Source organism: Streptomyces mutabilis (genome assembly GCF_046628145.1).
Lineage (GTDB): Bacteria > Actinomycetota > Actinomycetes > Streptomycetales > Streptomycetaceae > Streptomyces > Streptomyces mutabilis.
In genome coordinates, this window is sequence record NZ_CP176874.1 from 6,604,570 (window position 1) to 6,625,392 (window position 20,823).

The following is a 20,823-nucleotide window of genomic DNA, read 5'->3' on the forward strand; positions in this document are numbered from 1 at the left end:
GTGTGTCAGTCCCGGTTCTGTACGTGCTGGTAGCCGAAGCGGCCCTTGATGCAGAGGTTGCCGTGGGTCACCGGGTTGTCGTGCGGGGAGGTGACCTTCACGATCTCATTGTCCTGCACGTGGAGGGTGAGGTTGCAGCCCACTCCGCAGTACGCGCACACCGTGGTCGTCTCCGTCTGCCGCTCCTCGTCCCAGGTGCCGGCCGCCCGCATGTCGAACTCGGACTTGAAGGACAACGCGCCCGTGGGGCAGACCTCGATGCAGTTGCCGCAGTAGACGCACGCCGAGTCGGTCAGCGGGGCGTCGTGCTCGACGGAGATCCGGGCGTCGAAACCGCGCCCCGAGACGGAGATCGCGAAGGAGTTCTGCCACTGGTCGCCGCAGGCGTCCACGCACTTGTAGCAGAGGATGCACTTGCCGTAGTCGCGGACGTACAGGTCGTTGTCGATCCGGGGTTCCTCGTCGACCCGGGCGGCGTCGGGGCCGAAGCGGTCGGGTTTCGCCTCGTACTCCTTCAGCCACCCCGCGACCGCCGGGGTCGTGGACAGGTCGACCGACGACGCCAGCAGTTCGAGGACGACCTTGCGGCTGTGCCGGGCGCGCTCGGTGTCCGTGCGCACCACCATGCCCGGCTCCGCCCGGCGGGAGCACGCGGGGGCGAGGGTACGGGCGCCCTCGACCTCCACCACGCAGACCCGGCAGGCGTTCTTCGGGGTGAGCGTGTCGCCCTCGCACAGGGTCGGGACGTCCTTCCCGGCGGCCCGGCAGGCGTCGAGGATCGTGGAACCCTCGGGGACGCGGGCCTCCTGCCCGTCGAGGGTGAACTCCACCAGCCGGCGCGGCACGCCGAGCGGTATCGCGGTCATTCGTACGCCCCCAGACGGTCGATGGCGGATTCCACGGCGTTCCACGCGGTCTGCCCCAGGCCGCAGATCGAGGCGTCCCGCATCGCGCGGCCCACCTCCCGCAGCAGGGCGATGTCCCCGGCCGCGGCGGCACCCGTGCGCTCGGCGATCCGGTGCAGCGCCTCCTCCTGGCGGACGGTCCCGACCCGGCAGGGCACGCACTGTCCGCACGACTCGTCGCGGAAGAACTCGGCGATGCGCAGGAGAAGGCGGGGGAGCGGGACCGTGTCGTCGAAGGCCATCACCACTCCGGAGCCGAGGGTCGTGCCCGCCTCGCGGGTGCCCTCGAAGGTGAGGGGGATGTCTAGCTCGTCGGGGCGTACGAAGCCGCCGGCGGCTCCGCCGAGCAGGACCGCCCTGAGGCCGTCCCGGACACCGGCGAGGGTGAGCAGTTCGCCCAGCGTCGCGCCGAAGGGGAGCTCGTAGACGCCGGGGCGGGTCACGCTGCCCGACACGCAGAACAGTTTCGGGCCGGGGGAGCCGGGGGTGCCGATCGCCGCGTACGCCTCGGCGCCCATGGTGAGGATGGGCAGTACGTTGACCAGCGTCTCCACGTTGTTCGCCGCCGTGGGCTTGCCGAACAGGCCCTTCTCGACGGGGAACGGCGGTTTGGAGCGGGGCTCGCCCCGGTGGCCCTCGATGGAGTTGAACAGGGCGGTCTCCTCGCCGCAGATGTACGCGCCCGCCCCGCGCCGGATCTCGATGTCGAAGGCGTAGCCCTGGCCCATGACGTCGTCGCCGAGCAGGCCGCGGGCGCGGGCCTGCGCGATCGCGTGGGTGAGGCGGGCGAGGGCGCGCGGGTACTCGCCGCGGAGGTAGAGGTAGCCCTTGTGCGCGCCGGTCGCGTAGGCCGCGACGGTCATCGCCTCGACGAGCGCGTACGGGTCTCCCTCCATGAGCACGCGGTCCTTGAAGGTGCCCGGTTCGGATTCGTCGGCGTTGCAGACGAGGTAGTGCGGGCGGTCGGGCTGGGCGGCGGTGGCCTGCCACTTGCGTCCGGTCGGGAAGGCGGCGCCGCCGCGGCCGACCAGGCCGGCGTCGGTGACCTCGCGGATGACGCCGGCGGGGCCGAGGGCGAAGGCGCGGCGCAGGGCGGTGTAGCCGCCGTGGGCGCGGTAGTCGTCGAGGGAGGCGGGGTCGGTGGTGCCGATGCGGTGGAGGAGGGTGAGGGCGGGGTCGCCGGCCTGGGGGACGGCGGCCTGGGGGGCGGGTTCGGCGGGGGCGGTTTCGGGAGCGGTGGCCGCGTGGACGGTGGTGTCGGGGGCCGCGGGGGCGCATACGGCGGTGGCGTGGGGTGTGTTTCGCCCCCGCCGCCCCTTCCCATTCCCGGCCTCGGGGGCTGCGCCCCCGGACCCCCCTTCGGCCTGGACAGCCTCGTCCTCAAACGCCGAACGGGCTGGATGGCCCGCGCGTACGACCAAGGCCGCGGGTGCGCGTTCGCACAGGCCCAGGCACGGGCTGCGTTCGACCTTCGCCCCGCTCTCCGGGCCCAGCCTCGCCTCCACCGCCGCGCACAACTCACTCGCTCCCGCCGCCGTGCACGCCAGGTCCGTGCAGACGTGGAGGACCGTGGCCGGGCGGGGGCGGACAGAGAACATGGCGTAGAAGGTGGCGACGCCGTACGCCTCGGCGGGGGGCACCGTCAGGCGCCGGCACACGTAGTCCAGGGCGCCCTCGCTGATCCAGCCGACCCGGTCGTTGACCGCGTGCAGCGCCGGGAGGAGCAGGTCGCGGCGGTCGCGGGCCGCCCGGCCGCCCCGGGCCCACCTGAGGTCGGCGTCGGAGCGGTCGGCGCCCTCCCACGACGACTCGGGAGCGCCGAGCAGGGCGTCGACGGCCTCGCGCTCCTCGTCCGTGGGCTTGCTGTCACCGAAGCGCAGGTCCACCGCTGCTCACCTTCTCGATCCGGATCGCCGAGGCCTTGAACTCCGCCGTCCCGGCGATCGGGCAGTTGGCCTCGATGGTCAGCTGGTTGGTGTCCACCTCGTCGGGGAAGTGGAAGCTCATGAAGGCGAGCCCGGGCCGCAGCGCGGTGTCGACCCACACGGGCGCGACCAGCGACCCGCGCCGCGAGGTGACCCGCACCTCCTCGCCGACGGCCACGCCGTAGCGCTCGGCGTCCTCCGGGCACAGCTCGACGGACTCGCCGCGCCGCAGCGGGGAGGCGTAACCGCCGCTCTGGACGCCGGTGTTGTAGGAGTCGAGGCGGCGTCCGGTGGTCAGGCGGATCGGGTACTCCTCGTCGGTGAGGTCCACGGGCGGGTCGTGCCGGACGATGCCGAACGGCGCGCGTCGGCCGCGTCGCGCCGGGTCGGTGTCCCACAACCTGCCGTGCAGGTAGGTGGGTTCCAGCTCCTCGGTGCTGGGGCACGGCCACTGGATGCCCTGGTGCTCCTCCAGGCGCGCGTACGTCATCCCGTGGTGGTCCGGCGACAGGGAGCGCAGCTCGTTCCAGACCGCCTCGGCGTCGGCGTACTTCCAGTCGTGGCCGAGGCGGGCCGCCAGGTCGCAGAGGATGTCGATGTCCTCCCGTGCCTCACCCGGCGGGGTCACGGCCCGGCGCACGCGCTGGACGCGCCGTTCGCTGTTGGTGGTGGTGCCCTCGGTCTCCGCCCAGCCGGCGGTGGCGGGAAGGACGACGTCGGCCAGCTCGGCGGTCTTCGTCAGGAAGATGTCCTGCACGACGAGGAAGTCCAGTGCCCGCAGGCGGCGTACCGCCTGTTCGCTGTCCGCCTCGGACTGCGCGGGGTTCTCGCCGATGCAGTACACGGCCCGCAGCGTGCCCTCGTCCATGGCCTCGAACATCTGCGTGAGGGTGAGGCCGTGGTGCGGCTCGATGACCGTGTCCCAGGCCGACTCGAACTTCAGCCGGACCGCCGGGTCGAGGACGTCCTGGAAGCCGGGCAGCCGGTTGGGGATCGCACCCATGTCGCCGCCGCCCTGCACGTTGTTCTGTCCGCGCAGCGGCTGGAGCCCGGAGCCGTAGCGGCCGACGTGGCCGGTGAGCAGGGAGAGGTTGATCAGTGCGCGCACGTTGTCGGTGCCGTTGTGGTGCTCGGTGATGCCGAGGGTCCAGCAGAGCTGGGCGCGCTCGGCGCGGGCGTAGGCGTGGGCCAGGTCCCGGATCGCGGCGGCCGGTACGCCGGTCACCTTCTCGGCGAGCGAGAGCGTCCACGGCTCGACCAGGGCCCGGTACTCCTCGTAGCCGGTGGTGGCCCGCTCGACGAACGCCTCGTTGACGAGCCCCGCGTGGATGATCTCGCGGCCGACCGCGTGCGCGAGCGGGATGTCGGTGCCGACGTTCGGGCCGAGCCAGCTCTCCGCCCACTCGGCGGTGGAGGTGCGGCGCGGGTCGACGGCGTACATGCGGGCGCCGGCCCGGATGCCCTTGAGCACGTGCTGGAAGAAGATGGGGTGGGCGAAACGGGCGTTGGAGCCCCACATGACGATGACGTCGGTGTGCTCGATCTCCTCGTACGAGGAGGTGCCGCCGCCCGAGCCGAAGGCGGCCGAGAGGCCGGCGACGCTCGGGGCGTGGCAGGTGCGGTTGCAGGAGTCGACGTTGTGGGTGCCCATCACCACCCGGGCGAACTTCTGGGCGACGTAGTTCATCTCGTTGGTCGCGCGGGCGCAGGAGAACATCCCGAACGCGCCGCGCGCCGCCGCCAGGCCCCGGGCGGTTCGGTCCAGGGCCTCGTCCCAGGTCGCGCGGCGGAAGGGCTGGTCGCGCGAGTCGCGGACCAGGGGGTGGGTGAGACGGGTGTAGGTCTTCGGTTGCCGTTTCCTCATGCGGCGCTCCTCAGCGCGAGCAGGTCCGACAGGGCGTGCACGGTGCGCAGGGTGGGCACCGGGACCCCGGTGATCTCCGCCAGTTCGACCACCGCCGCGAGCAGTACGTCGAGTTCGAGCGGCTTGCCGCGCTCCAGGTCCTGGAGCGTGGAGGTGCGGTGGTCGCCGACGCGTTCGGCGCCCGCGAGCCGGCGCTCGATGGAGACGCCGACCTCGCAGCCGAGGGCCGCGGCGACCGCCAGCGTCTCGGTCATCATCGTCTCGATGACCTGGCGGGTGCCGCCGTGCAGGCACATCTGCCGCATGGTGGCGCGCGCGAGGGCGCTGATCGGGTTGAAGGAGATGTTGCCCAGCAGCTTCAGCCAGATGTCCCGGCGCAGGTCCGGTTCGACCGGGCACTTCAGGCCGCCCGCGCGCATCGCCTCGCTCAGCGTCAGGCAGCGTGCGGAGACACCGCGGCCGGGCTCGCCGATCGAGAAGCGGGTGCCCTCCACGTGCCGTACGACGCCGGGCCGTTCCAGTTCGGTGGCCGCGTAGACCACGCAGCCGACGGCCCGGTCGGGCGCGAGCACCGCACTGACCGCGCCCTGCGGGTCGACACTCTCCAGCCGGCGGCCGTCCCAGGGCCCGCCGTGCCGGTGGAAGTACCACCACGGGATGCCGTTCTGGGCGGCCACGATCGCCGTGGTGCCGTGCAGCAGCGGCTCGATCAGCGGCCCGCACGCCGCGTACGAGGTCGCCTTGAGGCCCAGGAACACATAGTCGGACGGCCCGACTTCGGCCGGGTCGTCGGTGGCGCGGGGGTGCGCGGTGAAGTCGCCGCGCGGACTGCGCACCCGTACTCCGTACCGCCTCATGGCCGCCAGATGCGGTCCACGGGCGATGAGGTGCACGTCGGCGCCCGCGCGGTGGAGCGCGGCGCCGACGTAGGCGCCGATCGCCCCGGCGCCGAGGACTGCGACTTTCATGGCGAGGGAGCTCCGTTCGGTCGAGGGATACCGCGGAACTGCCGACGAGCCCGGCGCGAACGCGAACGCGGACCCGGATCCGATGCCCTGTCGACGAAATATTGTCTACAGTATGGAGAGGGGGCCGACAAGGCGCGCGGCAAGCTTTGTGGAGCACCAGTGGTTGTCTGCTCAACTGTCTTCTCAACCGCCCCGCGCGTCCCTACGGTTGGGGAATCATGAGTCCCCCCGTCGCACCCCCGGGCTGGAGTCGCTGGCTCGTTCCCCCCGCCGCACTCTCCGTCCACCTCTCCATCGGCCAGGCGTACGCGTGGTCCGTGTTCAAACCGCCCCTGGAGTCCGCCCTCGGCCTCAGCGGCACGCAGAGCGCGCTGCCCTTCCAGCTCGGGATCGTCATGCTCGGGCTGTCCGCGGCCTTCGGCGGCACCCTCGTGGAGCGTCACGGGCCGCGCTGGGCGATGACCGTCGCCCTGGTCTGCTTCTCGTCCGGCTTCCTGCTCTCCGCGCTCGGCGCGGCCGTGGAGCAGTACTGGCTGATCGTCCTCGGCTACGGCTTCGTCGGCGGGATCGGCCTCGGCATCGGCTACATCTCACCGGTCTCGACGCTCATCAAGTGGTTCCCGGACCGGCCCGGCATGGCCACCGGCATCGCCATCATGGGCTTCGGCGGCGGCGCGCTCATCGCCTCGCCCTGGTCGGCGCAGATGCTGAAGTCCTTCGGCACCGACAACTCCGGGATCGCCCTCGCCTTCCTCGTGCACGGACTCGCGTACGCCGTCTTCATGCTGCTGGGCGTGCTGCTGGTGCGGGTGCCGCGCCCGAAGGAACGGGCGGACGGCGGCCCGGCCGCCCTCGAAGGCGTCCAGGTCTCGGCGCGCGACGCCATGCGCACGCCGCAGTTCTGGCTGCTGTGGGTGGTGCTCTGCATGAACGTCACGGCCGGCATCGGCATCCTGGAGAAGGCCGCGCCGATGATCACCGACTTCTTCGCCGACACCTCCACACCGGTGTCCGTGACGGCCGCCGCCGGGTTCGTGGCGCTGCTGTCCGCGGCCAACATGGCGGGCCGGATCGGCTGGTCCTCGACCTCCGACCTGATCGGGCGCAAGAACATCTACCGCGTCTACCTCGGCGTCGGCGCGCTGATGTACGCGCTCATCGCCCTGTTCGGCGACTCCTCCAAGCCGCTGTTCGTCCTGTGCGCCCTCGTCGTCCTCTCCTTCTACGGCGGCGGCTTCGCCACGGTCCCCGCCTACCTCAAGGACCTCTTCGGCACCTACCAGGTGGGCGCGATCCACGGCCGGCTGCTCACCGCCTGGTCCACGGCCGGCGTCCTCGGGCCGCTGATCGTGAACTGGATCGCCGACCGGCAGGAGGAGGCCGGGAAGCACGGCTCCGCCCTGTACGGGACGTCCTTCGTCATCATGATCGGGCTGCTCGTCGTCGGCTTCGTCGCCAACGAACTCGTCCGCCCCGTCCATCCCCGCCACCACCTGCCCGCCGCGCCGGCCCGGAAGGAGGCCACCGATGTCCCACGACAGCAGCCAGAGTCCGCCTGACCCGCCCTCCCGGCGGCCACTGATCGCCTTCACCTGGCTGTGGGTGGGCGCGCCGCTCGCCTACGGGCTGTACGAACTCGTCCGCAAGGCGACCCAGCTGTTCACCGGGTGACGCGTGGAGGGCGCCCGGGGTGCTGACCGAAGCCGACAAGGCGGGCGCCGGTTTCCTGTCGCTTCACCTGCCGTCGTACCCGTCGGTCACTGATCACACTGGTGGATCCCGTACCCCGAGGCAGCGAGGACTCCACCCATGCACCACGGCTCCCGGATCACCGCCGTCGGCCACTACCAGCCCGCCGGCGTCCTCACCAACGAGGACCTGGCGGGCATGGTCGACACCAGCGACGAGTGGATCAGGAGCCGCGTCGGCATTCGTTCCCGCCGCATCGCCGGGCCCGACGAGCCGGTCGACGAGCTGGCGGGCCACGCCGCCGCGAAGGCCCTCGCGTCGGCCGGGGCGACCCCCGCCGACGTGGACATGGTCGTGGTCGCCACCTCCACCGCGATCGACCGCTCCCCGAACACCGCCGCCCGCGTCGCCGCCCGCCTCGGCATCCCCGGGCCCGCCGCGCTGGACGTCAACGTGGTGTGCGCCGGCTTCACGCACGCCCTGGCCACCGCCGACCACGCCGTGCGGGCCGGCTCGTCGAGCCGGGCGCTGGTCATCGGCGCCGACAAGATGTCCGAGGTGACCGACTGGTCCGACCGCACCACCTGCGTGCTGGTCGGCGACGGGGCGGGGGCGGCCGTCGTGGAGGCCTGCGCGCCGGGCGAGGAGGCCGGTATCGGGCCCGTGCTGTGGGGGTCGGTTCCCGAGATGGGCAACGCGGTCCGCATCGAGGGCACCCCGCCGAGGTTCGCGCAGGAGGGCCAGAGCGTCTACCGCTGGGCGACCACCAAGCTGCCCGCCATCGCCCGCCAGGCCTGCGAACGGTCCGGTCTCGCACCCGCCGACCTCGCCGCGGTCGTCCTGCACCAGGCCAACCTGCGCATCATCGAACCCCTCGCCGCGAAGATCGGCGCCGTGAACGCCGTCGTCGCCCGCGATGTCGTGGAGTCCGGCAACACCTCGGCGGCGAGCATCCCCCTCGCGCTCTCCAAACTCGTGGAGCGGGGCGAGATCACCACCGGCGACCCGGTGCTGCTCTTCGGCTTCGGCGGCAACCTCTCCTACGCCGGACAGGTCGTCCGCTGCCCCTGAACGCCCCTGCCGGAACCGCGATGTGACGTGGCCCACCCTCATGGCAGGGCCCTGCGAGCCGTAGACTGTAGACGAAAGACAATCGATACTCGGTGTACTCGTCGTGCTCGTCGTACCGCTTCCGAGGGGGACCGATGTTGTCCGCAGGACTGCCGCAGGGCGCGGTGCCCAGACTCGAACGGCCCGGTCCGCTGCGCGACCGTGTCTACGAGGCGCTGCTGGAACTCATCACGACCCGGGCCCTCCAGCCCGGCCAGCACCTCGTCGAAAGCGAACTCGCCGGTCACCTCGGGGTCTCGAGGCAGCCCGTACGGGAGGCGCTGCAGCGGCTCAACACCGAGGGCTGGGTCGATCTGCGCCCCGCGCAGGGCGCCTTCGTGCACGAGCCGACGGAGGAGGAGGCCGACCAGCTGCTGACGGTCCGTACGCTGCTGGAGGCCGAGGCCGCCCGACTCGCCGCCGCCAACGCGTCGAGTGCGGGAGTGGCCGCCCTGGAGGAGCTGTGCGAGGAAGGGGAGGGCGCCATCGCGGCGGACGACGTGGACGCCGCCGTCGCCGCCAACGCCCGCTTCCACGCGAAGGTCATGGAGCTGGCCGGCAACACCGTCCTCGCCGAACTCGCCGCGCAGGTCGACCGCCGGGTCCGCTGGTACTACACGCCCGTCGCCCGGCAGCGCGGCCGGCAGTCCTGGATCGAGCACCGGCGGCTGATCGCCGCCATCACCGACCGGGACGAGCAGGCGGCGACCCGGCTGATGCGCGAGCACACCGAACACACCCGGCGTTCGTACCACGCACGCGGCGAGTCGTAGGGGTCGCACGGAGAACGCGAGGTCAGTGGCTGTTCAGGGGCCGCCCGGCGCGATGGCCGGGCGGCCTTGCCACGTCCTCGGCCGGTGAGCTTGCCGCACACCTTTGTCCACTCAGTGGAGAAAGTTCGCAGCAATTCGTGCGTGACTTCTTCCCACACCGGGCGCCCGCTGCTACGTTCCCTCCGAAAGCAAGCCAAGGAACGTGACCGGTAACCGGCACACTCAAGGCCGATCGAGGCGGGGAGGGGCACGTGAGACGCATGACCGCACGTCCCGCCAACACCCACCAGGCCCGACTGCTCCAGCTGCTGCGCGACGGGGGTCCCAACTCCCGCGCCCAGCTCGGCGACCAGGTCGACCTCTCCCGGTCGAAGCTGGCCGTCGAGGTGGACCGGCTGCTGGAGACGGGGCTCGTCGTGGCCGACGGACTCGCCGCCTCGCGCGGCGGACGGCGCAGCCACAACGTCCGTCTCAATCCCGAACTGCGCTTCCTCGGCGTCGACATCGGCGCGACCTCGGTCGACGTCGCCGTCACCAACGCCGAGCTGGAGATCCTCGGGCACATCAACCAGCCCATGGACGTACGCGAGGGACCGGTCGCGGTCTTCGAGCAAGTACTGTCCATGGCGGCCAAGTTGCGTGCCTCGGGGCTCGCGGAGGGCTTCGACGGCGCCGGCATCGGCGTCCCGGGGCCGGTCCGCTTCCCCGAGGGTGTGCCGGTGGCTCCGCCGATCATGCCGGGCTGGGACGGCTTCCCCGTGCGGGAGGCGCTCAGCCAGGAACTCGGCTGCCCGGTCATGGTCGACAACGACGTGAACCTGATGGCGCTGGGGGAGCAGCACGCGGGCGTCGCCCGCACCGTGCACGACTTCCTCGTCGTCAAGATCGGTACCGGCATCGGCTGCGGCATCGTCGTCGGCGGTGAGGTCTACCGCGGTACGACGGGCAGCGCGGGCGACATCGGGCACATCCAGGCCGTGCCCGACGGGCGCCCGTGCGCCTGCGGCAACCGGGGCTGCCTGGAGGCCCACTTCAGCGGCGCGGCCCTGGCCCGCGACGCCACGGAGGCCGCCCAGCAGGGACTGTCGGCCGAACTCGCGGGCCGGCTGGAGGCGAACGGGGGCCTCAGCGCCGCCGACGTCGCCGCCGCGGCCGCGGCGGGTGACGCCACCGCGCTCGACCTGATCCGGGAGGGCGGCCGGAGCACCGGCCAGGTCATCGCCGGTCTGGTCAGCTTCTTCAACCCGGGCCTGGTGGTGATCGGCGGCGGGGTGACCGGCCTCGGCCACAACCTGCTCGCCGCGATCCGCACCCAGGTCTACCGTCAGTCGCTGCCGCTGGCGACCGGCAACCTGCCCATCGTCCTCGGGGAGCTGGGCCCCACCGCCGGAGTCATCGGCGGAGCCCGGCTGATCAGCGACCACCTGTTCTCACCCGCGTAGGCACCACCCGCCTTCACGGGCCACAGCGTCACCCGGCCCAGCGCTCTACCCCGATATGCCCTTTTCCGTATAGCCCAGTTCTGCACAGCCCTGCCCCGCTCTGCCCTGACACCGGCCCGCACGCCCGCCGAGGGGACCTCACATGGCACCAGAACCACCGCTGCTCAGCATGTCCGGCATCACCAAGTCCTTCCCCGGAGTCCGGGCCCTGGACGGCGTCGACCTCGACGTCCAGGCGGGCGAGGTGCACTGCCTGCTCGGCCAGAACGGCGCCGGCAAGTCCACCCTCATCAAGGTGCTGGCCGGTGCCCACCAGCCCGACACCGGCACCATCCGCTGGCGCGGCGAGGACGTCACCCTGCGCTCGCCCATCGCGGCCATGCGCCTCGGCATCGCCACCATCTACCAGGAACTCGACCTGGTGGAACACATGTCGGTCGCCGAGAACGTCCACCTCGGCCACGAACCGACCACCGCCGGCTTCGTCGTACGGGGCCGGACCGCCAAGGAGTCGACGGCCCAGCTCCTCAAACGGCTCGGCCACCCCGAGGTCGATCCGGGGCGGCTGGTCGGGGAACTCTCGGCGGCGCAGCAGCAGATCGTGTCCATGGCGCGGGCGCTGTCGCACGAGGTACGGCTGATCGTGATGGACGAACCGTCCGCCGCGCTCGACCCGGACGAGGTCGACAACCTCTTCCGCATCGTCGCCGACCTCACCGCCGAAGGCGTCGCCGTCGTCTACATCTCGCACCGCCTGGAGGAGATCCGCCGCATCGGCGACCGGGTCACCGTCCTCAAGGACGGCCGGGCCGTCGCCGGCGGGCTGCCCGCCGAGTCGACGCCCACCCGCGACGTGGTGGCGCTGATGACCGGGCGCAACGTCGAATACGTCTTCCCGGAGCGGCCGGCCGCGCCACCCGGGGGTGAGCCCGTGCTGAGCGTCAAGGGGCTGTCCCGCCAGGGCGAGTTCGACACCCTCGACCTGGAGGTCCGCCCCGGGGAGATCGTCGGCCTCGCCGGACTCGTCGGCTCCGGCCGCTCCGAGATCCTGGAGACGATCTACGGGGCCCGCAAGGCGAGCACGGGCGAGGTGCTCGTCGAAGGACGCCCGCTCAGGCCGGGCAGTGTCCGCGCCGCCGTCCGCGCCGGGCTCGGACTCGCCCCCGAGGAGCGCAAGGCGCAGGCCCTGCTGATGCTGGAGTCCGTCACCCGCAACGTGTCGGTCTCCGCCATGTCCCGCTTCTCGCGCGGCGGCTGGCTCGACCGGGGCGCCGAACTGGAGGCGGCCCGCGCGGCGACCCGCGAGCTGTCCCTGCGGCCCGACAACCCCTCCGTGCCCGTGCGCACCCTGTCCGGCGGCAACCAGCAGAAGGCGGTCCTGGCCCGCTGGTTGCTGCGCGGCTGCAAGGTACTGCTCCTCGACGAACCCACCCGCGGCGTCGACGTCGGCGCCCGCGCCGAGCTCTACGCGGTCATCCGCCGCCTCGCCGACGAGGGCCTCGCCGTGCTGCTGGTCTCCAGCGAGGTGCCCGAGGTGCTCGGCCTCGCCGACCGCGTGCTGGTGCTGCGCGAGGGCCGGGTCGTGCACGAGGCCCCCGCCCGCGAACTCGACGAACACCGCGTACTCGACCTCGTGATGGAAGGAAGCCCGGCGTCATGACGCAGCACGTGTCCCCGCCGCGGGACGGCACCGGCAAGGCGGCACCGGTGGACGGTCCGCCCGCCTGGCGGGTCCAGTTGGGCCGCGCCGACGTCCGCACCCTCACCCTGCTCGGCGTGCTCGCCGCACTGGTCCTCATCGGCGGCATCACCCAGCCCGACTCGTTCCTCGACACCCGCAACCTCCAGCTGGTGCTGACCCAGGCGTCCGTGATCGGCGTCGTCACCGTCGGCATGACCTTCGTGATCATCTCCGGGGGCATCGACCTGTCCGTGGGCGCGATCGTCGCCCTGGCGTCGGTGTGGGCGACCACCGTCGCCACCCAGGAATTCGGTTTCGTCGGCATCCTCTTCACGGCGATCGTGGTGGGAGTGGGCTGCGGACTGGTCAACGGGGTGCTCATAGCCTTCGGCCAGATGGTCCCGTTCATCGCCACCCTCGCCATGCTGGCCTCGGCCCGCGGCCTCGCGCTCCAGATCACCGACGGCCGCACCCAGGTCGTCACCGTGCCCAGCGTCCTGGACCTCGGCGAGCGCGACTCCTACATCCTCGGCATCCCGCCCCTGGTCCTGGTCTTCGCGGCGGTCACCGTCATCGGCTGGCTGGTGCTCAACCGGACCACCTTCGGACGCCGCACCGTCGCCGTCGGCGGCAACGCCGAGGCCGCCCGCCTCGCGGGCATCGACGTCCGCCGCCAGCGGCTCTACCTCTACCTGCTGTCCGGGCTGTGCTGCGGCATCGCCGCCTTCCTGCTGATCGTCCTGGCCGGCTCCGGCCAGAACACCAACGGCAACCTCTACGAACTCGACGCCATCGCCGCGGCGATCATCGGCGGCACCCTGCTCACCGGCGGCCGGGGCACCATCGTCGGCTCCGTGCTCGGCGTCCTGATCTTCACCACCATCACCAACATCTTCGCCCTGAACAACCTGCAGACCGACGTGCAGCAGATCGCCAAGGGCGCGATCATCGTCGCCGCCGTGCTGGTCCAGCGCCGTACCGCAAGCACGCACTGAGGAAAGGGTCCACCGTCATGACGAACCTCACGAGCCGCAGAGGGCTGCTCTTCGGAGCCGCCGCCGTGTCCGCCGGTGCCGTCCTCACCGGGTGCACGAGCAACGAGACCGACGACGGCGGCGACAAGGCCGCGGACACGCAGCCGGCCGCCGACGACAAGCCGGGCAAGCCGGTCACCATCGGCTACGCCGGCCCGCAGGCCGACCACGGCTGGCTCAACGCCGTCAACGACCAGGCCCAGAAGCGCGCCGAGAAGTACTCGGACGTCACCCTGGAGGTCACCGAGGGCTCCAACGACACCGCCCAGCAGATCGGCCAGATCGAGACCCTCATCAACAAGAAGGTCGACGTCCTGGTCGTCCTGCCCGCCGACGGCAAGGCCCTCACCCAGGTCGGACTGAAGGCGATGCGCGCCGGCATCCCGGTCGTCAACCTCGACCGCATCTTCAACAGCCCGCAGGCCTACCGCTGCTGGGTCGGCGGCGACAACTACGGCATGGGCCTCAACGCCGCCCACTACATAGGCGAGAAGCTCAAGGACAAGCAGGGCGCCAAGGTCATCGAGCTGGCGGGGCTGGACAACCTGGAGCTGACCCAGCAGCGCACCAAGGGCTTCGACGACGGCCTGAAGAACTACCCGAACATCCAGAAGGTGGCCCGCCAGGCCGCCGAGTTCACGGTCGAGTCGGGCCAGGCCAAGATGTCGCAGCTGCTCCAGGCCCAGTCCCAGTTCGACGCCCTGTGGAACCACGACGACGACCAGGGCGTGGGCGCGCTGCGCGCCATCGAGCAGGCCGGGCGCGACGACTTCCTGATGGTCGGCGGCGCGGGAGCGCTCTCCGCCTTCCAGGCGATCAAGGCGGACAGCGGCGTGCTGAAGGCGACCGTGCTCTACCCGCCGACCATGGCCGCCTCCGCGATCGACCTCGCCCGCGCCCTCGGCCAGGGCAAGGGGATCAGCGGCCTCGCCGAGTTCGAGATCCCCTCGACCGTCACCTGCTACTCGGCCGTCGTCGACAAGGAGAACGTCGACCAGTACATGTCCACGGGCTTCAAGTGAGGGCCGCCGCCCCGGAGCGGCCCGACCAGCCGACCGGGGCGGGGCCCACCCCCCACCGCGCACGACGACGAGGAGGACATCCGCATGGGACAGCCGCAGCAGCCCGAGGGGGCCGGGGAGCACCGACCGGCCGCCGGGAGCGGGACCGGCAACGGGACCGGGACCGGGGCGACGGGGGCATCCGCGACCAGACCGCCGCTGCGCGTCGGCATGGTCGGCTACGCCTTCATGGGCGCCGCACACTCCCAGGGCTGGCGCACCGCCGGCCGGGTCTTCGACCTGCCGCTGAACCCGGTGCCGGCGGCCATCTGCGGCCGGGACGCCGACGCCGTCCGCACGGCGGCCGACCGCCACGGCTGGGCGAGCACCGAGACCGACTGGCGGGCCCTGGTCGAACGGGACGACATCGACCTCGTCGACATCTGCACCCCCGGCGACAGCCACGCCGAGATCGCGCTGGCCGCCCTCGCCGCGGGCAAGCACGTCCTGTGCGAGAAGCCGCTGGCCAACACCGTCGCCGAGGCCGAGGCGATGACCCGGGCCGCCCAGGAGGCGGACGCACGCGGCCAGATCGCGATGGTCGGCTTCAACTACCGCCGGGTGCCGGCCACCGCCCTGGCCCGCCGGATGGTCGCCGAGGGCCGCGTCGGCCGGCTGCGGCACGTGCGGGTGACGTACCTCCAGGACTGGCTGGTGGACCCCAAGGCCCCGCTGACCTGGCGGCTGCGCAAGGAACTGGCCGGCTCGGGAGCCCTCGGCGACCTGGGCGCCCACATCGTCGACCTCGCGCAGTACCTGACGGGGGAGCGGATCGCGGGCGTCTCCGCGCTCACCGAGACCTTCGTACGGGAGCGCCCGCTGCCCGAGGGCGCCGCCCGGGGCCTGTCGGCGGGCTCGTCGGACGGCACCACGGGCCAGGTCACCGTGGACGACGCCGCCGTCTTCACCGGCCGCCTCACCTCCGGTGCCCTGGTCTCCTTCGAGGCCACCCGGTACGCCACCGGCCGCAAGAACGCCCTGCGCATCGAACTCAACGGGGAGCACGGCTCGCTCGCCTTCGACCTGGAACGGCTCAATGAGCTGGAGTACCACGACGGTACGGAACCGGGGGAGCACGCCGGCTTCCGCCGCATCCTCGTCACCGAACCCGAACACCCCTACCTGGACGCCTGGTGGCCGCCGGGCCACGGCCTCGGCTACGAGCACACCTTCGTCCACCAGGTGCGCGACCTCGTCCACGCAATCGCCGAGGGCCGCAGGCCCGAACCGTCCTTCGCCGACGGGCTCCAGGTCCAGCGCGTGCTGGCGGCGGTGGAGGAGAGCGCAGAGAAGAACTCCGTCTACACCCCGATCACCCCCATCGCCCCCGACGCCCTCTGAGGAGGCCGGCAGCGACATGCCACGCAACTTCACTCTCTTCACCGGCCAGTGGGCGGACCTGCCACTGGAGGAGGTCTGCCGGCTCGCCCGCGACTTCGGCTACGACGGACTGGAACTCGCCTGCTGGGGCGACCACTTCGAGGTCGACAAGGCACTCGCCGACCCCTCGTACGTGGACTCGCGCCACCAGCTGCTCGACAAGTACGGGCTGAAGTGCTGGGCGATCTCCAACCACCTCGTCGGCCAGGCGGTGTGCGACGCCATCATCGACGAACGCCACGAGGCCATCCTGCCCGCCCGGATCTGGGGGGACGGCGACGCGGAGGGCGTACGGCAGCGGGCCGCGGCCGAGATCAAGGACACCGCGCGGGCCGCCGCACGCTTCGGCGTGGACACCGTCATCGGCTTCACCGGCTCGGCCATCTGGCACCTGGTGGCCATGTTCCCGCCCGCCCCGGAGTCCATGATCGAACGCGGCTACCAGGACTTCGCCGACCGCTGGAACCCGATCCTCGACGTCTTCGACGCGGAGGGCGTGCGCTTCGCGCACGAGGTCCACCCCAGCGAGATCGCCTACGACTACTGGACCACCCAGCGGGCCCTGGAGGCGGTGGACCACCGGCCGGCCTTCGGCCTCAACTTCGACCCCTCGCACTTCGTGTGGCAGGACCTCGACCCGGTCGGGTTCCTGTGGGACTTCCGGGACCGGATCTACCACGTCGACTGCAAGGAGGCCCGCAGGCGCCTCGACGGCCGCAACGGACGGCTCGGCTCCCACCTGCCGTGGGGCGACCCGCGCCGCGGCTGGGACTTCGTGTCGGCCGGCCACGGAGACGTCCCCTGGGAGGACGTCTTCCGCATGCTGCGCTCCATCGACTACCAGGGTCCCGTCTCCGTCGAGTGGGAGGACGCCGGCATGGACCGGCTCCAGGGCGCCCCCGAGGCCCTCACCCGCCTCAAGGCCTTCGACTTCGAGCCGCCCAGCGCCTCCTTCGACGCCGCGTTCAACAGCTGACCCACGCCCCCGGCAGCAGGTCGGGACGGGGGCCGGGGCCGGGACGGTACGCCGTCGCCCGGACCGCCGGCCCCCGGTCCCGCCTGCCCGGATGCCGCTTTGTCCTGCGATGGGATGAAGTTCAACTATCCGGGGTCCAAGGGGTGTTGGCCCAGGACGAACGGGGCTACCGTCGCTGAAGTGTTCAGGACACACACGCCTCCGGGGTGACGGCGCACCCCGGCGCCCGCACCGCACGTCTCCTCACGCATGTACCGCACGTACCCGCACCATCCCGTACGGCCCATTCCGTTCCCGGAGGGACTTCGTGCACAGAAGCAGACCCAAAGGCACCCGCACCACGGGACGCACCGGACTTCGCACCGTCCTCGCCCTGGTCACCGGCCTGATGCTGACCGTGGGCACCCCGGCGACCGTCGCCGGAGCCCAGTCGGCGGCGGACGAGCCGGCCGCCGCCGAGGGGCAGTTCCAGCAGGTGCCGCTCGCCAAGGGCGAGCCCGAGACGGGCGAGCCGATGTCGCTCGCCGTGCTCCCGGACCGCAGCGTCCTGCACACCTCGCGCGACGGCACCCTGCGCCTCACCGACCAGGGCGGCGTCACCAAGGTCGCCGGCAGGCTCGACGTCTACAGCCACGACGAGGAGGGCCTGCAGGGCGTCGGCGTCGACCCGGACTTCGAGAACAACCGGGCGATCTACCTGTACTACGCCCCGCCGCTCGACACCCCCGCGGGCGACGCGCCCGAGACCGGCACCGCCGAGGACTTCAAGAAGTTCGACGGCGTCAACCGCCTCTCCCGCTTCGTCCTCAACCCCAACGGCACGCTGGACATGGCCAGCGAGAAGAAGGTCCTGGACGTCGCGGCCTCCCGCGGCACCTGCTGCCACGTCGGCGGCGACATAGACTTCGACGCCGAGGGCAACCTCTACCTGTCCACCGGCGACGACACCAACCCCTTCGCCTCCGACGGCTACACGCCGATCGACGAGCGGGAGAACCGAAACCCGGCCTTCGACGCCCGCCGCAGCTCCGGCAACACCAACGACCTGCGCGGCAAGATCCTGCGCATCAAGGTCGCCGAGGACGGCTCCTACACCGTCCCGGAGGGCAACCTCTTCCCGCCGGGCACCGACAAGACCCGTCCCGAGATCTACGCGATGGGCTTCCGCAACCCGTTCCGGATGAGCGTCGACGACAAGACCGGCACGGTCTACGTCGGCGACTACGGCCCCGACGCCGGCTCCGCCGACCCGAACCGCGGACCGGCGGGACAGGTCGAGTTCGCCAAGGTCACCGAGCCCGCCAACTTCGGCTGGCCGTTCTGCACCGGCGCCAACGACGCCTACGTCGACTACGACTTCGCCACCGGCGCCTCCGGCGACAAGTTCGACTGCGCCGCCCCGAAGAACACCTCGCCGCACAACACCGGCCTGGTCGACCTGCCGCCCGCCCAGCCCGCCTGGATCCCGTACGACGGCGGCAGCGTGCCCGAGTTCGGCAGCGGCTCCGAGTCCCGATGGCCGGCCCGGTCTACCGCTACGACCCCGAGCTCGACTCCTCCGTGAAGTTCCCCGAGGAGTTCGACGGCGACTTCTTCGCGGGTGAGTTCGGCCGCCGCTGGATCAAGCGGATCGAGCAGAACGCCGACGGCACCGTCGCGAAGATCAACGACTTCCCGTGGACCGGCACGCAGATCATGGACATGGAGTTCGGTCCCGACGGCGCGCTCTACGTCCTGGACTACGGCGTCTCCTGGTTCCAGGGCGACGAGAACTCCGCGCTGTACCGGATCGAGAACGCCGAGGACGGCTTCTCCCCGATCGCCGAGGTCAGCGCCGACAAGACGTCCGGTGCGGCCGGCCTCAAGGTCAAGTTCACCGCCACCGCCAAGGACGCCGACTCCCCGGACCTCACCTACAGCTGGGACTTCGGCGACGGCACCAAGGGCGAGGGGCTGACCCCCACCCACAAGTACAAGAAGGTCGGCACCTACACCGCCACCTTCACGGCCAAGGACCCCGAGGGCAACACCGGCAACGCCAGCGTCCGGATCGTGGTCGGCAACACCGAGCCCAAGGTGAAGATCGAGGTCCCGGGCAACGGCAGTCTGGCACCGATGGGCGAGCCCGTTCCCTTCAAGGTGACCGTCACCGACCCCGACGAGACCGTCGACTGCTCCAAGGTCAAGGTCGCCTACAGCCTCGGCCACGACTCCCACGCCCACGAGCTGACCAGCGAGATGGGCTGTGAGGGCACCCTCAACCCGCCGCCGGGCGACGGCGGTCACGACCCCAACGCCAACATCTACGGCGTCGTCGGCGCCAGTTACACGGACGGCGGGGCCAACGGCCAGGAGGCCCTCACCGGCACCGCGCGCACCGTGATCCAGCCGCCGCACCGCCAGGCCGAGCACTTCGGCACCCAGCAGGGCGTCTCGGTCATCGACAAGACCGGCGCCAACGGCGGCAAGACCGTCGGCGACATCCACGACGGCGACTGGATCTCCTTCAGCCCCTACAAGTTCGACGGGCAGAAGAAGCTGACCGTGCGTGCCTCCTCCGGCGGCGCGGGCGGGTTCATCGAGCTGCGCACCGGCTCGCCCACGGGCAAGCTGCACGGCTCCGCGTACATCCCGCCGACCGGCGGCTGGGAGAAGTTCCAGGACGTCGACGTGCCGCTGCGGTCGCTGCCCAAGCGGACCTCGGATATCTACCTGGTCTTCCGGGGCGGCGACGGCGCGCTGTACGACGTGGACGACTTCGAGTTCTCCAAGGAGCCGTTCAAGGCCGGAAAGAAGGTCCTGGTCTTCTCCAAGACGGCCGGCTTCCGCCACGACTCCATCCCGGAGGGTATCGCCGCCCTGAAGGAGCTCGGCACCCCGGCGGGCATCTCCGTCACCGCGACCGAGGAAGCCGGACAGTTCACCACGGCCAACCTCGCCAAGTACGACGCGGTCGCCTTCCTGTCCACCACCGGTGACGTCCTCAACACCGACCAGCAGAAGGCGTTCGAGAACTACGTCGCGAACGGCGGCGGCTACATGGGTATCCACGCCGCCGCCGACACCGAGTACGACTGGGAGTTCTACGGCGGCCTCGTCGGCGCCTACTTCGACTCGCACCCGGCCATCCAGAAGGCCACGGTGCGCGTCCACGACCACGACCACCCGTCCACCGCGCACCTCGGCGACACCTGGGAGCGCACCGACGAGTGGTACAACTACCGCACCAACCCGCGTGAGCAGGCCAAGGTGCTCGCCACCCTCGACGAGACCACCTACGACGGCGGGAACATGAAGGGCGACCACCCGATCGCCTGGTGCCAGAACTACGGCGGCGGCCGCTCCTTCTACACCGGCGGCGGTCACACCAAGGAGTCCTACGCGGACGAGGCCTTCCGCGCCCACCTGCTCGGCGGCATGCAGTACGCGACCGGTCAGGTCAAGGCGGACTGCAAGCCGGGCAAGGGCTACCGGGACATCTTCAACGGCGAGACCCTGAACGGCTGGAAGCAGGCCGGCCCCGGCAAGTTCGTCGTCAAGGACGGCACCATGGAGTCCGAGGGCGGCATGGGGCTGCTCTGGTACCAGGCCAAGGAGCTGAAGTCGTACTCCCTGAAGCTCGACTGGAAGATGCAGGGCGACGACAACTCCGGGATCTTCGTGGGCTTCCCCGCCTCCGACGACCCCTGGTCCGCCGTGAACAAGGGCTACGAGATCCAGATCGACGCCACGGACGCGCCGGACCGCACCACGGGCTCCGTCTACTCCTTCAAGTCGGCGAACATCAAGGCCCGTGACCAGGTCCTGCGGCCGCCCGGCCAGTGGAACTCCTACGAGATCAAGGTCCAGGGCGAACGCCTCCAGGTGTTCCTCAACGGAGTCAAGATCAACGACTTCACCAACAAGGACCCCGAGCGGAGCCTGACCGACGGCTACATCGGCCTCCAGAACCACGGAGCCGAGGACCAGGTCTCCTTCCGCAACATCCAGCTGAAGGAACTGACCTCCTAGGGGC

14 protein-coding genes and 1 pseudogene are annotated in these 20,823 nt (G+C 71.4%); 11 read left to right on the top strand and 4 right to left on the bottom strand.

The features are described from left to right. Window positions 1-5: 5 nt before the first annotated feature. The 4 genes from ACLIN4_RS29580 to ACLIN4_RS29595 are packed head-to-tail and all read right to left on the bottom strand — an operon-like array spanning window position 6 to window position 5,662. The gene (locus ACLIN4_RS29580; protein ID WP_289907544.1) at window positions 6-866 is read right to left on the bottom strand and encodes a 2Fe-2S iron-sulfur cluster-binding protein; all 861 of its coding nucleotides are present in this window, start codon (window positions 864-866) and stop codon (window positions 6-8) included. Next, complete coding sequence (locus tag ACLIN4_RS29585) at window positions 863-2,791, bottom strand: NAD(P)H-dependent oxidoreductase subunit E (RefSeq protein WP_411576412.1); 1,929 nt, start codon at window positions 2,789-2,791, stop codon at window positions 863-865. The genes ACLIN4_RS29580 and ACLIN4_RS29585 overlap by 4 nt, the downstream gene beginning before the upstream one ends. Then, complete coding sequence (locus ACLIN4_RS29590) at window positions 2,772-4,694, bottom strand: molybdopterin oxidoreductase family protein (RefSeq protein ID WP_307651830.1); 1,923 nt, start codon at window positions 4,692-4,694, stop codon at window positions 2,772-2,774. Before ACLIN4_RS29590 ends, ACLIN4_RS29585 begins: the two co-directional genes overlap by 20 nt. After that, the gene (locus tag ACLIN4_RS29595; RefSeq protein ID WP_411576413.1) at window positions 4,691-5,662 is read right to left on the bottom strand and encodes a 2-dehydropantoate 2-reductase; all 972 of its coding nucleotides are present in this window, start codon (window positions 5,660-5,662) and stop codon (window positions 4,691-4,693) included. The genes ACLIN4_RS29590 and ACLIN4_RS29595 overlap by 4 nt, the downstream gene beginning before the upstream one ends. A gap of 218 nt (window positions 5,663-5,880) precedes the next feature. On the opposite strand from ACLIN4_RS29595, the gene ACLIN4_RS29600 reads away from it, so the two are divergent. The 11 genes and pseudogenes from ACLIN4_RS29600 to ACLIN4_RS29650 all read left to right on the top strand — a co-directional run bounded on the left by ACLIN4_RS29600 (window position 5,881) and on the right by ACLIN4_RS29650 (window position 20,819). After that, on the top strand, window positions 5,881-7,221 hold the full coding sequence (locus ACLIN4_RS29600) for an OFA family MFS transporter (RefSeq protein WP_107478923.1): 1,341 nt from the start codon (window positions 5,881-5,883) through the stop codon (window positions 7,219-7,221). Continuing rightward, entirely contained in the window at window positions 7,190-7,333 is a 144-nt protein-coding gene (locus tag ACLIN4_RS29605; RefSeq protein ID WP_167343782.1) for an MFS transporter small subunit, read from the top strand. Before ACLIN4_RS29600 ends, ACLIN4_RS29605 begins: the two co-directional genes overlap by 32 nt. Before the next feature lie 138 nt (window positions 7,334-7,471). Next, window positions 7,472-8,422 (top strand): beta-ketoacyl-ACP synthase III, encoded by a 951-nt coding sequence (locus tag ACLIN4_RS29610; RefSeq protein WP_307651829.1) that lies wholly within the window; start codon window positions 7,472-7,474, stop codon window positions 8,420-8,422. A 134-nt stretch (window positions 8,423-8,556) separates the two neighbouring features. Further along, a complete protein-coding gene (locus ACLIN4_RS29615) occupies window positions 8,557-9,234 on the top strand; it encodes a GntR family transcriptional regulator (protein ID WP_411576414.1) in 678 nt (225 codons plus the stop codon). 260 nt (window positions 9,235-9,494) lie between these two features. After that, on the top strand, window positions 9,495-10,676 hold the full coding sequence (locus ACLIN4_RS29620; RefSeq protein WP_100048067.1) for an ROK family transcriptional regulator: 1,182 nt from the start codon (window positions 9,495-9,497) through the stop codon (window positions 10,674-10,676). 142 nt (window positions 10,677-10,818) lie between these two features. Beyond that, window positions 10,819-12,336, top strand: a complete 1,518-nt coding sequence (locus tag ACLIN4_RS29625; RefSeq protein ID WP_100048066.1) for a sugar ABC transporter ATP-binding protein — start codon at window positions 10,819-10,821, stop codon at window positions 12,334-12,336. Beyond that, a complete protein-coding gene (locus ACLIN4_RS29630) occupies window positions 12,333-13,352 on the top strand; it encodes an ABC transporter permease (protein ID WP_100048065.1) in 1,020 nt (339 codons plus the stop codon). Before ACLIN4_RS29625 ends, ACLIN4_RS29630 begins: the two co-directional genes overlap by 4 nt. A 17-nt stretch (window positions 13,353-13,369) precedes the next feature. Beyond that, a complete protein-coding gene (locus ACLIN4_RS29635) occupies window positions 13,370-14,413 on the top strand; it encodes a substrate-binding domain-containing protein (RefSeq protein ID WP_100048064.1) in 1,044 nt (347 codons plus the stop codon). Between the two features lie 84 nt (window positions 14,414-14,497). Next, entirely contained in the window at window positions 14,498-15,793 is a 1,296-nt protein-coding gene (locus ACLIN4_RS29640) for a Gfo/Idh/MocA family protein (RefSeq protein WP_289907630.1), read from the top strand. Window positions 15,794-15,809: 16 nt separating this feature from the next. Beyond that, window positions 15,810-16,808, top strand: a complete 999-nt coding sequence (locus ACLIN4_RS29645) for a sugar phosphate isomerase/epimerase family protein (RefSeq protein WP_100048062.1) — start codon at window positions 15,810-15,812, stop codon at window positions 16,806-16,808. A gap of 307 nt (window positions 16,809-17,115) precedes the next feature. Further along, a pseudogene (locus ACLIN4_RS29650) lies at window positions 17,116-20,819 on the top strand (ThuA domain-containing protein). Window positions 20,820-20,823 lie beyond the last annotated feature (4 nt).